The 14,113-nt window shown below is 61.1% G+C and carries 12 protein-coding genes; 10 read left to right on the top strand and 2 right to left on the bottom strand.

Features of this window, described 5'->3' with window-relative positions:
- The first annotated feature begins 209 nt into the window (after positions 1 to 209).
- Positions 210 to 1,301, top strand: coding sequence for an ACR3 family arsenite efflux transporter (gene arsB / locus DXZ77_RS08515; RefSeq protein ID WP_057374826.1), 1,092 nt, complete (start codon positions 210 to 212; stop codon positions 1,299 to 1,301).
- Positions 1,302 to 1,442: 141 nt separating this feature from the next.
- Positions 1,443 to 1,766 (top strand): hypothetical protein, encoded by a 324-nt coding sequence (locus DXZ77_RS08510; protein ID WP_057374825.1) that lies wholly within the window; start codon positions 1,443 to 1,445, stop codon positions 1,764 to 1,766.
- Positions 1,767 to 2,117: 351 nt separating this feature from the next.
- Here DXZ77_RS08510 and DXZ77_RS08505 read toward each other — a convergent pair whose 3' ends face one another.
- Both DXZ77_RS08505 and DXZ77_RS08500 read right to left on the bottom strand, forming a co-directional pair.
- Positions 2,118 to 3,500 (bottom strand): L-serine ammonia-lyase, encoded by a 1,383-nt coding sequence (locus tag DXZ77_RS08505; RefSeq protein WP_115031387.1) that lies wholly within the window; start codon positions 3,498 to 3,500, stop codon positions 2,118 to 2,120.
- Positions 3,501 to 3,663: 163 nt separating this feature from the next.
- Positions 3,664 to 4,506 carry an aminoacyl-tRNA hydrolase gene (locus DXZ77_RS08500; RefSeq protein ID WP_115031385.1) on the bottom strand — a complete coding sequence of 281 codons (843 nt, stop codon included), beginning with the start codon at positions 4,504 to 4,506 and terminating at the stop codon, positions 3,664 to 3,666.
- Between the two features lie 115 nt (positions 4,507 to 4,621).
- On the opposite strand from DXZ77_RS08500, the gene DXZ77_RS08495 reads away from it, so the two are divergent.
- The 8 genes from DXZ77_RS08495 to DXZ77_RS08460 all read left to right on the top strand — a co-directional run bounded on the left by DXZ77_RS08495 (position 4,622) and on the right by DXZ77_RS08460 (position 14,050).
- Positions 4,622 to 5,869 (top strand): cytochrome P450, encoded by a 1,248-nt coding sequence (locus DXZ77_RS08495; protein WP_115032806.1) that lies wholly within the window; start codon positions 4,622 to 4,624, stop codon positions 5,867 to 5,869.
- Between the two features lie 143 nt (positions 5,870 to 6,012).
- Positions 6,013 to 7,020: a FecCD family ABC transporter permease gene (locus DXZ77_RS08490; RefSeq protein WP_115032804.1), complete on the top strand. Its 1,008-nt coding sequence runs from the start codon at positions 6,013 to 6,015 to the stop codon at positions 7,018 to 7,020.
- The gene (locus DXZ77_RS08485; RefSeq protein WP_115031384.1) at positions 7,017 to 8,096 is read left to right on the top strand and encodes a FecCD family ABC transporter permease; all 1,080 of its coding nucleotides are present in this window, start codon (positions 7,017 to 7,019) and stop codon (positions 8,094 to 8,096) included. The genes DXZ77_RS08490 and DXZ77_RS08485 overlap by 4 nt, the downstream gene beginning before the upstream one ends.
- The gene (locus DXZ77_RS08480) at positions 8,093 to 8,929 is read left to right on the top strand and encodes an ABC transporter ATP-binding protein (RefSeq protein WP_115031382.1); all 837 of its coding nucleotides are present in this window, start codon (positions 8,093 to 8,095) and stop codon (positions 8,927 to 8,929) included. The genes DXZ77_RS08485 and DXZ77_RS08480 overlap by 4 nt, the downstream gene beginning before the upstream one ends.
- An 88-nt stretch (positions 8,930 to 9,017) precedes the next feature.
- Positions 9,018 to 9,227, top strand: coding sequence for an MbtH family protein (locus DXZ77_RS08475; protein ID WP_115032802.1), 210 nt, complete (start codon positions 9,018 to 9,020; stop codon positions 9,225 to 9,227).
- A gap of 5 nt (positions 9,228 to 9,232) precedes the next feature.
- On the top strand, positions 9,233 to 11,014 hold the full coding sequence (locus DXZ77_RS08470; protein WP_220181619.1) for an ABC transporter ATP-binding protein: 1,782 nt from the start codon (positions 9,233 to 9,235) through the stop codon (positions 11,012 to 11,014).
- A complete protein-coding gene (locus DXZ77_RS08465; RefSeq protein WP_181816082.1) occupies positions 11,011 to 12,639 on the top strand; it encodes an ATP-binding cassette domain-containing protein in 1,629 nt (542 codons plus the stop codon). Before DXZ77_RS08470 ends, DXZ77_RS08465 begins: the two co-directional genes overlap by 4 nt.
- Before the next feature lie 34 nt (positions 12,640 to 12,673).
- On the top strand, positions 12,674 to 14,050 hold the full coding sequence (locus DXZ77_RS08460; protein ID WP_115031378.1) for a lysine N(6)-hydroxylase/L-ornithine N(5)-oxygenase family protein: 1,377 nt from the start codon (positions 12,674 to 12,676) through the stop codon (positions 14,048 to 14,050).
- Positions 14,051 to 14,113: the final 63 nt, after the last annotated feature.

Genomic DNA, 14,113 nt, shown 5'->3' with positions numbered 1-14,113 from the left:
CCCCGACGGGCCAATCGTCAGCACGCCGCCGCCAAGCCATCCCCACCCCCGCCATGACAGGTGACCTCCACCCGGCCTAGCTCCACGGCCGCACCCCGACGCACCCGAAAGGGTTGAATCTCGACGACGAACACCCTGTGACTTGTCATATTGACGGTTGTCTATATGATGAGGACGTCCATATCGATGATCGTCAATGTGAGGTAGTCATGGCCGTAATCACCACCGAACCACCGTCCACACCGACCCGGACGCCCGTGGCGCAGCAGCTGTCCACGCTCGATCGCTACCTGCCCGTGTGGATCCTCGCGGCCATGGTCGTCGGGCTCCTGCTGGGCCGTGTCGTCCCCGGCATCGGCACGGCGCTGGCCGCCGTCGAGGTGGACGGCGTCTCGCTGCCCATCAGCATCGGGCTGCTCGTGATGATGTACCCGGTGCTCGCCAAGGTCCGATACGACCGGCTCGGGACCGTCACCCACGACCGGCGCATGCTGGTCTCCAGCCTGCTGCTGAACTGGGTCGTCGGTCCCTTGGTGATGTTCACGCTGGCATGGACCTTCCTCGCCGACCTGCCCACCTACCGCACCGGCCTGATCATCGTCGGGCTCGCGCGCTGCATCGCCATGGTCATCATCTGGAACGACCTGGCCTGCGGTGACCGCGAAGCGGCCGCCGTGCTCGTCGCGATCAACTCGATCTTCCAAGTCGTCGCCTTCGCCGCGCTCGGCTGGTTCTACCTGTCCGCCCTGCCCTCCTGGCTCGGCCTCGAGCAGACCAGCCTGAACGTCTCCGCCTGGCAGATCGCCAAGAGCGTCCTGATCTTCCTCGGCATCCCGCTGGTCGCCGGATACCTGACCCGCACCCTGGGCGAGAACGCCTGGGGCCGCGAAACCTACGAGCACAGCTTCCTGCCGAAGATCGGCCCCTGGGCGCTGTACGGGCTTCTGTTCACCATCGTCGTGCTGTTCGCCCTGCAGGGCGAACAGATCACCAGCCGCCCCCTCGACGTCGTCCGCATCGCCCTGCCGCTCTTGGTCTACTTCGCGGTCATATGGGGCATCGGCCACCTGCTCGGACGGAGTCTGCACCTGGGCTACGAACGCACCACCACCCTCGCCTTCACCGCCGCCGGCAACAACTTCGAACTCGCCATCGCCGTCGCCATCTCCACCTTCGGTGTCACCTCCGGCCAAGCCCTCGCCGGCGTCGTCGGCCCCCTGATCGAGGTCCCGGCCCTCATCGGACTCGTCTACATCAGCCTCTGGCTGCGCAAACGCTACCCCGTCGACAGCCAGCACTGACCAGCCTTCTCACCCCCACAGGAGCGCCCATCACCACACCACCCACCCAGTGACCCGGCCAACCACACGACCCCGGGCGACCGCCCCCGCGAACGTCCAACCCCAACCCATTCGCTAGAACGATCAACCCAGGAAGGAACCATGCGCGACTACACCTCCGTCGACGGCTACACCATCGACACAGGAAGCAGCCCGTTCACCCCGCAGACCCCCGCGCCCGCCGTCCAGCCCAAGGCCGAAGCGTCGGCCGTCCAGCCCGAGCGCCAAGAGCCCGCCCCCGAAGCGGCTGCCCCGCGAACCTCCGAAGCCAGCAGCGCGCCGTGGAACTACACCACGCGCCAGGCCACCCACATCGACGAGGCCGGCTACAGGGACACCACACGGGGCACCATCGCCACCGACAACACCGACTGGAAGGGCGTGACCCGCGGGGTCGTCAAGAGGCGCTTTCCGCCCCAGCACTGACACCAACCCCATGGCACGCAACCCCACGCGCGTGCCATGGGCCTGCTGGCTCGCTTCGAAACCGGGCGGGTAGGTGTCCGCTATCCGATCCCGAACGGATCCTGTCCGCACGTAACGGGGTGGAGCCAATTGAGGCCGTCATTCCGGGGCCGGATTAGCTTGACACAGCCACACGTGAGTGCGCACGTGCGGATTCTGCGGAATTCATGGCCGAACCTGCCCTTATTGTCCGTCGTGCGTTCTGAAACGACCACCGGCGCCAAAACACATAGTGAATTCGGCGCCGGTGGAACGCTTTACCCCAGACAGTCTAGGGAGAGCGCAGAGACGATGTTGAGCAGCGACGCGAGGTCAGCACTCAATTACATTGACGGCCAAGCCGCCCTGCGACGTTTCTTTGTACTTCGTCTGCATGTCACGGCCAGTGTCACGCATCGTTTTCACAGCGGTGTCGAAAGAAACAATGTGCTTGCCATCGCCGTGCAATGCGCTGCGCGCCGCAGCGACAGCTTTCACCGCACCAATGGCGTTGCGCTCAATGCACGGAACCTGCACTAGTCCGCCAACAGGGTCACAGGTGAGCCCAAGATTGTGCTCCATTGCAATCTCACCGGCGTTCTCAATTTGCTCTGCGCTGCCTCCTAGAGAAGCAGCTAAACCTGCCGCAGCCATAGCACAAGCAGAACCAACCTCACCTTGGCAGCCAACCTCAGCACCTGAGATGGACGCATTCATTTTGATAATTGCGCCAAAAGCCCCCGCGGTGAGCAAAAACCGCATCACACCCTCGTCACTGGCGCCGGACATGTGAAAACGGTAGTAATGCAGCACAGCAGGGATCACGCCAGCAGCACCATTAGTGGGAGCGGTGACAACACGACCCCCCGCTGCATTCTCTTCATTGACAGCCATGGCATACAAAGAAATCCAGTCCATCGCAGCCAACGGGTCGTGCACATCCTGCGAAGACAAACGGTTACGCAGCAGTGGGGCGCGGCGCAGCACATTCAAACCACCAGGAAGGCGCCCCTGTGTGTGCAGCCCATTTTGTACGCACTCCTGCATGACGCCCCAGATGGCCATCACGCCGCTCTCAAGCTCTTCTCGACTACGCCACGATAACTCGTTCTCAAGAACAAGCTGATCGATACTCTTGCCCTGCTCATCACACATGGCAAGGAGTTGTTTAGCGGTGCGGAATTCATGAGGCGCATCCATGCCGACACTCTTCTCTTCAGCAGACTGGCCATCAATAACCATCTCTGCAGCGTCAAGAATGAAACCGCCACCGATAGAGAACTGAGTGTTTTCGTAAACAACCTCACCAGAAGCATCGAAAGCTTTGATGGTCATCCCATTGGGGTGTTGAGGGAGAGCATCAAACATGTGCAAAGTGAGATCTTCTACCCAGTCAAAGTCGATCTCATGGGTGCCAAGAATCGACAAACGACCAGTGGACTTCACTACGTCAAGTTTGGGAGCTACAACACGAGGGTCGATAGTTTCGGGCTCATTACCCATCAGACCAAGCACAGTGGCTCGATCAGTGTGGTGGCCGGCGCCAGTAGAACCAAGAGATCCCCACAAGTCAACGTGAATGCGCGCGACCGTGTCGAGAATCCCTTCAGCCAAGAGGCGTTCGGCCCACTTGTGTGCGGCTCGCATAGGGCCGACCGTGTGCGATGACGACGGTCCAAGACCGATGCTGAACAGGTCAAAAAAGCTGAGGGCCATGTAACGAGAGTACGTCCCATTGGCCCCCAGATGTTCACCGATGTCGCTGTGCGTGACGACGGTCTCTCCTGGTGGTATCTATTCCGCTCACCTGCACTCAAAGCACCCAAACCCACACCTGACAACAGCGTGTAAACGCAACCTCCGCAAGGGTGATCCAGACTCATGCACCCGTTTCACGCAAAGCCGCGATCGCTGTTGTAGTGCCCGGCTCAACCTCAGTGAACCCAGCATCCCTGACCCCCACAAGTCGATGTTCACCCCAGGCTCGATACGGGTCGCGCACAACCTGGCTCAACTGCGCCCACTGCTGCTGCCCGCTACGAACAACACGGGTAGCGCACCCACCCTCGAACCAACGCCGAGCCAAGTCAATATTCGTGGCCGCCAACGCCGCCGCCGTCAACATCCCGGCATGCCCAGCCTGCGCCATGAGCTTGCCCGCAGACATCACCGGCGCTGTGTTCCCAGCCGCAACATGCACTGTGACTACAGGCCCATCTGCAGCCACTATGCGGCCATCCCCTTCACCGGAGCGCACCACCACACTCTGGTCATTGACCGGAAAATCAGTCCCGCCCACCTGCAGCTTCGCTACCCGTTTATCCAGCTCCTGCACCAGCCCCGGCACCAAAGCCCGCACGTGTGTTGTTCCGTGAACAACACCAACACCGGCGAAATCCTGCACCGCCTGCCAGTGAGCTCCTCGAGCGCGTCTAGTCACCTTACGGATATGCCCTTGGCTGTAGGAATGCACAGCATCGAACCACTCGCCCTCCGGCTCAGCACGAGCATCCAAACACAAGGCAGCGCAAGCGCTCGCCGATGCTGCCAGTGCAGCGTGCCAGCCGGGAGCAAGATCCGGATCTTTAGGGAGATTGATGATGAGTTGGATGGCGCGGATGTGTTCGGAGGCTTCTTCATCAGGGCCAGACTCAGGGGAGGTGTGAGCGGTTTTTTCACAGTAGAGGGACATAAGAGGAGCCAAAGCGCTGTCGACGGTCATGAGATCTCCGGTCGATATGGATGGGTGTGATGTGGGGAAGCGTAGGGGCTCTGGCGGGTGTGCCACGCTGTTTATCGATAGGCGGCACATGCTGGTTTTTGGTGAGGGGATTGCGATGAATGATGGTGCAGGTGGGACAGGATGTCCTTTCACCGGGATGCGTAAGACGATCCGGGAAGCGGAGGCAACGCTTCCTGATGCACCGCGAATTGAGCAGATTGATGGGGTGTGGCATGTGCGTTCCCTGCCTGCTGTACGGGAGGTGCTGCGCTCAGGGCGCACCACCGTACAGGCAGGGTTCAACGCTGAAAGTGTGAGGTCTTCGTGGATGCGCCGCCCGATTCTGTACGTAGACGGTGAAGAACATCGCCAGCAGCGGGCCAAGCTAGCTCGGTATTTCGCGCCCAAAACGGTCGATAGCCGGTACCGGGATTTCATGAATGTGCGAGCCCAAGAGATCGTTGCGCGGATTGAGCAGTTGGGGCGAGAAGGTGAAGTGGATTTAGCTGAGCCAGCTATGCGGTTCTCTGTGGAGGTGGCTGCCCAAGTAATTGGTTTGGGTGGGGCAGATATGCGGGGAATGTCGGCGCGGATGGAGCGCTTCTTTGCCATTCCGGCATTGGGGGCTCAAGGTGGTGTGGATCCGTTGGTGGCCCCGCCGAGCAGGTTGATGTCGCTGCGGGGATCAATATCGGTGATTGATTTCTTTGTACAGGATGTACGCCCCGCAGTGCGTCAACGGCGAGCTCAGCCACGCAACGATGTGATCAGTCACTGCATTGAGCAGGGATACACCGACGCAGAGATTTTGACCGAATGCGTGACGTACGCAGCGGCGGGAATGGTGACAACGCGTGAGTTCATCTCGATGGCGACGTGGCACATGCTCAGCGATGCTGCATTACGGGAACAATTCTTAGCGGATGTCTCTGCTGCTGGGACGAAAAATAGGTACGCGATCCTGGAAGAAATCTTGCGGTTGGAGCCGGTGGTGGGGCACCTGTATCGGCGCACGCTTTCAGCGATCACGATCTGCGATGGCGAGGATAAATATGAGATTCCGGAGAATGCGTTGCTGGATCTGTACATTCGTGCGGTCAATGCTGATCCGGATCATGTCGGAGAATCCCCAATGGGCATATGCCCTGGACGTCCGCTGCCATCGCGCACCGGTGGTGAGGTGCTCAGTTTTGGTGATGGGGGACATAAATGCCCTGGGCAGCATGTTGCTTTGCAGGAATCAGATGAGTTTTTGACGCGTTTGCTGCAATTGCCGTTGCGGCTTGTCTCCGAACCGAAGATTGGGTGGGCTGACCTCATTTCGGGGTATGAGGTGCGGAATCTGCGGCTGCGAGTGGGGTAGCAGGTAGGAAGCAGCGGTGGGCCGTTGGGAGTCTGTTGCTGGGTAGGGAGCAAATACCGGCTAGGAATGGGGCTGCGGTGTTCTTAAGCGCGTAGATGCCAAACTGCATCCACAAACTTAATAAGGGTAGCCTGACCTATGTGATGCAGTGGTCAGGGAGCAGGCTTACCGGAGCGGCGCTCCTCGTGGTGGGTGTTCTTTGTGCAGTGGTTTTTTCCATTTTTGTCGGCACGCGACCGACAACAATCGGTGAGATTCTTACCGCTCTAGGGCGTCCGTGGGACGCTAGCACCGACATCGGTGCCATTGTGTGGAGCCAGCGGCTACCTCGCACACTTCTTGGCCTGGCTGTGGGGGCATCCATGGCTTTGGCTGGAGCGCTCATTCAAGGGCACACCCGTAACCCGCTGGCTGATCCAGGCATCTTGGGCATCAGCCAAGGCGCAGCGTTCGCGGTAGTGCTGGGAGTGTTCGTCTTCGGCGCCACAAGCACCGACGTGCTCGTATGGTTCGCCCTGCTCGGCGCGATCTTCGCTGCCGTGACCGTGTTCGCCATCTCCTCAATCGGCACCGGAGCTGCCTCACCGCTGACGCTCGTGCTCGTTGGCGCCGCCACGACCGCCCTGTTCAACGCCCTCACCACCACGATTATCCTGCGTGACCAGGCAGGGTTGAACGAGCTACGCCAATGGAACACCGGCTCTTTGACCGGCCGAGACTTATCAGTGCTCGCCGCCGTAGCGCCTTTCCTTCTCGTAGGGGCAGCGCTGGCCTTCCTCTCAGCCCCCACGCTGAATGTCCTGGGCGCAGGTGATGACATCGCTAGCTCCTTGGGCGTCAACGTGCCGGTGGCGCGACTGCTGGGCCTGACCGGCGTCACCCTTCTGGCAGGAGCCGCCACCGCAGCCGCTGGCCCCATTGTTTTCGTCGGGCTCGTTGTCCCGCACGCCGTACGGCTGCTCGTGGGAACCAATCAGTGCTGGATCATGCCGATGAGTGCCCTGGCCGGAGCGCTGCTCATGGTCCTCGCCGACGTATTCGGGCGCATCCTCACCCGCCCCTCCGAGATCCCTGGCGGCATCGTCATCGCCTTCATTGGAGTTCCCGTGTTTCTCGCCCTAGTGCGCCGTCGATCGGTCGCGACGACATGAGTACCATCACAGACTCACGCCTTCGCCCCGGTGAACTGATATGGCCGCTACCACGCACCCGGATCCGAGTGCGCACAGTGCTCGTCTGCGCCGCCTTGGGCGTTCTCGTCACTGCCATGTCGATCCTGACGCTAGGGCAGGGCACATACCCACTCACCCCCGTTGAAGTCGTCACTGCGCTGACCGGCAACGGCCCCGAAATTCACCACATCATCGTCGTGGAATGGAGGCTGCCCCGAACACTGGTCGCAGTGCTGGTTGGTTGCGCTCTTGGCGCCGCAGGATCTATCACCCAGACGCTGGCACGTAATGCGCTAGCCAGCCCTGACCTTTTGGGGATCACCATGGGATCCTCAGTGGCTGTCGTGACAGTGCTGGCTCTCATTCCTGGCCCCATGCTCCTGGCAACAGGGGCGCTCGCAAGCATCGCGGTACCGCTAGCTGCACTGGTCGGTGGGTTGATTGCAGCCGGGGTGGTATGGCTGCTGACCTTGCCTGGAGGCACCGACACCTCCCGCCTCGTGCTCACCGGAGTAGGGATCACCACCTTGTGCTCAGCGACAGTCTCCGCTGTGCTGGCCAGCTCCGATGTGCACCAAGCCAGCGAAGCAGTGGCCTGGCTGGCCGGAACCCTCGATGGGCGACAGTGGCAGCATGCAGCCCCGGCAGCCATCTGCCTCATCACCGGACTCATCCTGCTGACTGCTTCCGCGACAGCAATGCAGGTCTTGCCGCTGGGAGATGACACAGCCCGCTCTCTAGGGGTGCCTATCGGACGTAGCCAAGCACTGGCCTGGGTGGCCGCCGTTGTCATGACAGCTGGAGCGGTCGCCGCCGCTGGTCCTATCGGATTCGTTGCCCTGGCCGCCCCCCAAGTCGCTCGCCTTCTCCTGGCCAGCCCCACACCGCCAGCAGTGGCCGGCGGGCTCTGCGGGGCGGTCATGGTGCCCGGATGTGACCTGATCAGCCAGCACATTCTCGCCGGAACCGTCCCGGTCGGGGTGGTCACAGCTGCCGCAGGTGCACCGTTCTTCATTGCACTTTTGGTTCACGCTAACAAGAAGGTCACGTCATGACTCTTACCGCCATTGCCCAGACGGTTACTCCCGCGCTGCGTGCCAGCGGCATCAGCGTCGGTTACCGCGGAAACACTGTGGTCAAAGACTGCGATCTGGAGATCCGTCCCGGAGTCATGACGGCCATTCTTGGACCAAATGGGTGCGGCAAATCCACACTGCTCAAATCCCTGGCTCGACTGATCCCCACCAGCAGCGGATCCATCGAACTCGACGGCCAGCCGCTGGCATCTCTGTCAGGACGAGAACTGGCACGACGGTTGGCGATGCTGACCCAAACCCCCACCGCCCCAGAAGGGATCCGAGTAGCCGACCTGGTTGCTCTCGGACGTCACCCCTACCGGTCCTGGATGCTACAGTGGTCCAGCAGCGATGCCGAGGCGGTACGTGAAGCGATGGCCCTCACTGGCGTCAGTGAGCTAGCAGACCGGCGCCTGGATGCCCTCTCCGGCGGTCAACGGCAGCGTGCATGGATTGCGATGGTGCTCGCCCAACAAACAGACGTGCTGCTCCTGGATGAACCCACCACCAGCCTGGATTTAGCTCGCAGTCTGGATTTGCTGGACCTCGTGGACCGGCTGCACGCCGACCATGGCCGCACTGTCGTCATGGTGCTACATGACCTCGCACTGGCATGCCGCTACTGCGACGACCTGGTGATGATGCGCGATGGGTGCATCATCGCTCGCGGAGAACCTCAGGAGATCGTCACCGAAGAGCTCCTGTTCGAGGTTTTCGGACTCCGTAGTCGAGTGATCGAGGATCCCGTTTCGGGCAGGCCGTTAATTGTTCCTGTGGGTGAACGGCACAGCGAACGGATCGCGTCCATCTGATGGGAAGAAATGAGACAACACCTAACTAAGGTTTACCTTAGTTAGGTACATGTCACTCATTCCCACCGCTTCCCCTGGAGGAGACGCCATGGCCGACAACCCCTTCGACGACGCATCCGGCAGCTTCTACGTCCTCACCAACACCGAGGGGCAACACTCCCTATGGCCAATCTTCGCCGACGTACCCGCGGGCTGGAACATAGTCCACGGAGCACCTGAAGGCACCTCCCGCGAAGCTGCCCTGGAATACATCGAAGCTCACTGGACAGATCTGCGCCCACAGCGCATCGGCGCCTAAAAACCGTGGGAGTCCCCTCCAACGAGCGCCTGCCAGTCGTCACCGCTGCACAGGCAACCACCGAACTGGTCCGATCACTTAAAAACCGTCCACTCCTAGCGGCCGGGGCTTCCCTAGCCCTACTGGGTGGCGCCGCGTTGGCAGTAGGGCCAGTGTTCCTGCTTGGCCGAATCGTTGACCTCATCCGTGCAGGTAACGGAGCACAAACCCTGCCTGGACTACTGAGCATCATCATTACCTGTGCCCTGGGGGCAGGTCTGCTCAACGGTCTGGGGCACACCCTCCTGGGTACCCTGGCCGCTCGTGTTGTCGCTGAACTACGCGAACGCGTCACCCATGCCACACTCAGCCTGCCTGTGGCCACCCTCGAAAACGCAGGACGAGGCGACACACTCTCTCGCGTAGGCCCCGACGTTGCAGTTCTATCCTCGGCCTCTCGCGGCGCTCTACCCACCGTCTTAGGTGCCTCGCTGATGATCTTCGTGGCACTGGTAGGTATGGCAACCCTTGACGTGCGGCTCGCTCTTGCTGGAATGGCTGCCGGGCCGATGTACGTTCTGGCAGTGCGTTGGTACCTACCACGGGCCGCGCCTCGCTACCGGGAACTGCGGCACCTAGAAGCCGAATACCTCAACGACGTAGTAGGCACAGTCGAGGCGGTGCACACACTGCGCTCCTACGGACTGGAAAAACAACGCCGCCGCCAGCTAACCGACTCCGCTGCTGCAGTGCGTCGTCAAGCCATCGATAGCTTCTCGGTGTTCACGCGGTTCGTTGCCAGAGAAAACCGCGCCGAATTCATCGGGCTGGCAGCGCTGATCCTCATGGGGTGGCTACTGCTACGCGCTGAGCAAGTCACCGTCGGCGATGTTGCTGCCGCGACCTTGCTATTCCATCGCTTATTTACCCCTATTGGTGCAATTCTAGCCGTTACTGACGACATACAAAAAGCAGGTGCAGCGCTCGTGCGTCTTGTCGGCGTGATGCGCCTGGCTGCAGACGCCGAGCCCGCGCAACCTGGCCGAGAAAAAGAAACAGCAGTAGAGATACGCGTACAGGGGCTTCATCACCGCTACCCCGCAGTAGAACATCCCGCAGTCGATGGTGTAGACCTGCATATCCCTGCCGGGAGCACTCTGGCCCTCGTCGGAGCCACTGGAGCCGGTAAAACCACCCTGGCCTCGCTGCTTGCAGGCAGTTTGCATCCCACTGAAGGTGAAATCACCCTTAATGGTCGCTCTATCGCCGAATTCGATGAGTCCCAGCTGCGCGCGTTGGTAAGCGTCGCCACTCAGGAAAGCCACGTTTTCGCTGGCACTTTGCGCGATGACCTACGGCTAGCAGATCCAACAGCCGATGACACCACGCTCCATGACGCACTGAAAACTGTTGGCGTTCAAGAGTGGGTGCAGTCCCTACCCGAAGGCCTAGACACCCGCGTCGGTGAAGGTGGGGTCATCCCCGACCCTGCGCTGGCCCAGCAACTTGCCCTCGCTCGAATCCTCGTGCGTGACACACCAGTCGTCGTGCTTGACGAAGCAACTGCTGAAGCCGGATCAGCCGAAGCTGGAGTACTGGAAGCAGCCTCGCAAGCAGTCACGGCTGGTCGCACTGCCGTAGTGGTGGCGCATCGGCTCGATCAGGTTTGCGCCGCTGATGCCATCGCTGTCATGGCAGACGGTCGGGTTATCGAACACGGCACGCATGAAAAGCTTCTCGCTGCAGGTGGACGCTACGCCGAACTGTGGGATGCATGGAGCACCGGACGGGAAGAGGAAATGCGATGAGTTTGGGAGGCACTGGCGTGCCCGAGCGTGCCCGAGCACGAGAAATCCTGCTCACCCCCCTGCGCCGTCAAAGGTGGACGTTCCTAGGAGCCGGTGCGCTCCTGTGCCTGTATCAGGTGGCAGAAGCGTCAGTTCCGCTGCTGCTGGGGTGGATCGTCGATCATGTACTTGAGCAGCGCAGCGTGTGGGCTCCGCTGTTGTCAGTGTCCGCGCTGGGCGTAGCTATTTTCACCGTCTCGTGGTCCTGGCGCACCGCTTTCCGTTTTTTGCAGGCTGCTACGGCTCGCCGCACTGAAGAACTGCGCGACGAAATTGCTACCAGCGTCATCGCATCTCGCCCCTCCCGCGGTGAGGTTAACGGGGATGACTTGGTGACAGTGGCAGGTGAGGACGCCGGTCACGCTGCCGACATCATGGAAATCCTTGCGGTGGCCGCTTCTGCCCTGGTAGGGATTCTTTTCTGTGCCGGTGTGCTGGCGTATATCGACCTCGCGCTAGGAGCGATGGTGCTTGGCGGCACGGCTGCGGTGCTTACAGTCCTGCATATCATCTCAGGACGCATTGCCTCCTGGGGGCAAGAGCATCAACGTCTCTTAGCGGTGGCTACTGCTCGCGTAGGTGACCTGCTGCGGGGGCTGCGCCCGTTGGCTGGAATTGGTGGTAGAGGGGCCGCTTATCAGGGATACCGACGGTTATCTTCCGACGCGCGTGAGCAGGCCGAAGGGCTCGCCAAGCTTGGCGGGGTGAGCGAGATGGTGACCACCTTGACCAGCACTCTTCTTGTTGGTCTTGTGGGGGTGGCTGCAGGTTACCGAGCCCTAGCTGGTGATATTTCGATCGGTGAACTCATCACGGTCGTTGGCTTGACCCAATTTGTGGCAGATCCAGCTCAACAGCTGTGCCGAATGCCGCAGTATGTAGCAGCCGCGCGGGCTTCAGCCCGGCGCCTGGCCGCGGTGGGGGAGCCCACTCCGATGGTGCAGGGACGTGACTTGCCTGCTGCTGGAGAAGTAGCCGCGATTGGCGCTTGGAATGGCGAGCAGAAGTGGTCTGCCTCCGAAGGGCAACTCACTGTGGTGTATTGCTCCTCTGGACATGCCGCAGAAGTAGTAGAGGCGTTGCGTGCAGGTGTTGATGCGGTACCGATGCAGTGTCATGTGCAGGTGCGTGGCGTGCCAACACAGGAAGCAGATCTAGAGCAGCTGCGGGGCCTCGTCCTTGCCGAGGCGAGGCATCCGCAGATCTTGCAGGGGACGGTGGGGCAGGCCCTTGTCCCCACTGGCCGGTTTGCTGGCAAAGAAACTGAGCCTGATGAACCTTCCGAGTTGTGTAGCCGGTTGCGCCTGGATGATGTGACGGTTGGTTCGGCATTGGAACGAGAGGTGGCTGAGCGGGGGATCGATCTTTCTGGTGGCCAACGGCAGCGGCTGGCATTGGGGAGGGCATTGGCTGCTGACCCAGACATTTTGGTTTTGGTGGATCCGACCTCTGCTGTTGATGCCGTGACGGCGCGGAGCATTTCGCTGCTGCTGGCTGAGAAACGTTCAGGCAGAACCACAGTGGTTCTTTGTGCCGGGCCGGAGTGGGTGACGGTGGCGGATCGAGTTGAGCACATGTCCATGTAAGGTAAGGCTTACCTTATAGAACGGAGGAGTCATCGTGTTTACCCCTGACCCAAGCGAATCCCACACACCTACGCAAAACAGCCACGCCCCCCACCAAGAATCCAACCGCTCCACCGCGGTATACGACGTCATCGGCATTGGTTTTGGACCAGGTAACCTCGGGCTAGCCATCGCCCTGAACGAAGGAACAGGCATCAAAGCCATGTTCCTCGAAAAACAAAACGAATTCCGTTGGCACGACGGCATGCTTCTGCCCGGGACCACCATGCAGATCTCCTTCCTCAAAGATCTCGTGACAATGCGTAACCCCGAAAGCCGCTACACCTTCATCAACTACCTGAAAGAACACGACCGACTCCCAGACTTCATCAACCGACAAACATTCACCCCCGAACGCGTCGAATTCTCCGACTACCTACGTTGGGTAGCCACCAACCTCGACGCCGACGTCCGCTACGGCCGAACAGTCACCGCACTCGACCACGCCATTGACGACGCCCCCAACGGAGCCCGCTTCACCATCACCGCAGAAGGTCCTGATGGGCCCGAAATCCACTACGCCCGCACCGTCGTCGTAGCCAGCGGCCTAGAAGAACGACTTCCCGAATGGGCACTAGGAGCTGAACTAGCCGGATCCGGAAGGGTGTTCCACAACCACCGCCTACTAGACCACCTCGCCGCACTACCAGAAGGCCTGCCACGCAGCGCACTCGTCGTCGGCGCAGGCCAATCCGCCGCTGAAGTCATCGCATACCTGCACGACGCCGGAGCCAACGTCGAGGCAGCATTCCACGGGTACGGATTCGCACCAGCCGACGACAGCCCCTTCGCCAACCGCGTCTTCGACCCCGCAGCAGTCGACGACTTCTACCACGCCTGCGAAGACGTACGCCGCGACCTAGTACAACGACACCGATACACCAACTACGCCTGCGTCGACGAAAGCCTCATCGCCGACCTGTACAACCGTGAATACCGCGAACAAGTCACCGGCGAACACCGACTGAACTTCCACCGCGCCACCCGCGTCATGCACGCACGCCTAGCCGAAGATGGCCGCGTCGAAGTCATCCTCCGCAACCGGATCGACGGCACCGAACACACCACACACGTCGACGCCGTCGTCTGCGCCACCGGATTCCGCTCCCGCGGCCTCAGCGGACTGGCCCCCAGTCTCATCGGCACCGAAACTCCCCAGGTCTCCCGAGACCACCACGTCATCGTCAACGGACGCGAAGTACCCGGGTTGTTCATCCAAGGCGCCACCGAAAGCAGCCATGGCCTCTCCGCCACCCTGCTATCCACCATCGCCGTACGCGCCGGAGAACTTTGCCAAGCACTACGCGCCGACCTACAAGAAGAAAACCCCAACCACGTACACACCGAACAGTCAGTGCTCGCCACGCGCTGACCTCAGTGTCGGCGCCACCGCCCGACGCCCACTCCTGCGAGCCGGCCTCGTCGTCGGCCCCTT

Source organism: Dermatophilus congolensis (assembly GCF_900447215.1).
In the GTDB taxonomy this organism is placed as follows: domain Bacteria; phylum Actinomycetota; class Actinomycetes; order Actinomycetales; family Dermatophilaceae; genus Dermatophilus; species Dermatophilus congolensis_A.
This window is presented reverse-complemented; position numbering and strand designations above follow the sequence as displayed.